General features: G+C 65.1%; 1 protein-coding gene. It reads right to left on the bottom strand.

The features are described 5' to 3' along the window. Positions 1-136 precede the first annotated feature (136 nt). Entirely contained in the window at positions 137-1540 is a 1404-nt protein-coding gene (locus tag ACXMYJ_RS29010) for an IS1380 family transposase (protein WP_260752814.1), read from the bottom strand. Positions 1541-1661: the final 121 nt, after the last annotated feature.

Below are 1661 nucleotides of genomic sequence, written 5' to 3'. Positions count from 1 at the left end.
AGCCTCGATCCACTGATGAATTGGGGTAGGTGTGCCTCGCTGGGCTGTTGAGGGCTGGTCCTGGTCGCGGGCAGGGGGTATCTGCTGGTCTGTCCAGCTGTTCCTGTGCGCTCCGGTCGGGCCTTTCGGCATATGGTCAGGTGGTGGCGATTTCTGGTGGGCTGTAGCCGATGGTGTTGCGCCACAACGTGAGCCAGTGCTCTGTCCAGGGCCAGTGCGCTGGTAGGTGCAGGATAGGTTGGCGTTGCGGACGGGCCAGGCGGGCCGGGATAGTGATTATCTTGCGGCGCAGTGTCGCCCCGCGGGCGACCGCGTGGGCACCTCCGGCCAGGACGCCGACGGCGCGCAGCAGGTTGTGGGCGATCGCGGCGCACAGGATCCAGGCCGAGTTCGCGCCGAACCGCCCCGAGGGCATGTGCGCCAAAGGTCCGTCGATGAGGTCGGCGAACACGGTTTCGATGATGGCGTGGCGGCGATGAGTGATGTCAGCGGCGTCGACGGGTTCGTCGGAATTGGTGAAGAACGGGTGGTACCGCCACACCGGAAACAGCGCATCGAGGAACCGCGCGTCTTTGACCCGGCGCACGACCAACCGGGCGGTCACCGGAGTCTTGGTGGAACCGAAGGCTGTGTAGGTGGTTTCGGCGACTTCGGCATCGGAGATCCAGGCGCCGGTGTCGGGGTCACGCACAGCACCGGGATAGTTCACCGGGGTCCACGCGGTCTCGGGAATTGCGTCAATGGCGGCGGCAACTGCGGCGGTCTTGGTCAGCACCAGCGAGAACCGGACACCTGCTCGGTGGCAGGCGGTGACCACGGTGCTATTGCCGTAGGCCGAATCGCCACGCACCAGGATCTGCCCGGTGACCCCGGCAGCACGGGCGGTAGCGGCCGCTTGAGCGATCATGCGGGCTGCGCCCTTGCCGGAGTTGGCCTTGCCCGCCCGCAACCTCGCCCCGGCGATCACCGGCGCACCGTGGTCGGTGCTGATCGTGGTGATCAACGGTGAGAGGCCTTTGCGCAGGATCTGCCTGCCGGCGATCTTGGTGTGTCCGTAGCTGGCGCCCTGCTTGGCGTGCCCGTAGACCGGGCGTAGTAGTGAGTCGATGTCGATGAACGCCCGTCCGTCGGCGCCGGGCAACAGATCGACACGCCCGCACAGCGCGGCCAGGTGTTCGCGCAGGACAGATTCGAGCTGGCGGGCATGCCCGAAGGTGAACTCCCGCAATAAGGTTCCGATCGTCGACGGGGCGTACACACCACCGAAGAGGGTCTTCATCCCACCCGAGCGCACAACGTCTAGGTCATCAATGCTGTCCGCGCCGGCGCACATCCCGGCGATCAGCGTGGTCAGCTTCGGTGACGGATGGGCCGCACCCGAACGGATCCGCTCACAGGTGAACCGGATCTTGTCGGCCAATAGCTGCGACAGACCGGTCTGGTCGGCCAGGGTCATCACCGGCACCAGCCCGGCGCACGACACGAGATGTGCATCATCGAAGACCGCCGACGACACGGCGAACCTATGGGACACTTGCACCGGAAGTGCCTTTCTGAACGTGGGCTGATCGAAGTGTGGTAACTCCAATCATCCCAGCTCAAAGGGCACTTTCCTTACATCAACACCCTCCGAACAGGCGATTCATCGGTGGATCGAGGCT

The sequence above is a fragment of the Mycobacterium sp. ZZG genome (assembly GCF_054786995.1).
The sequence above is the reverse complement of the archived record's forward strand: the minus strand, read 5'-3'. Positions and strand labels throughout refer to the sequence as shown.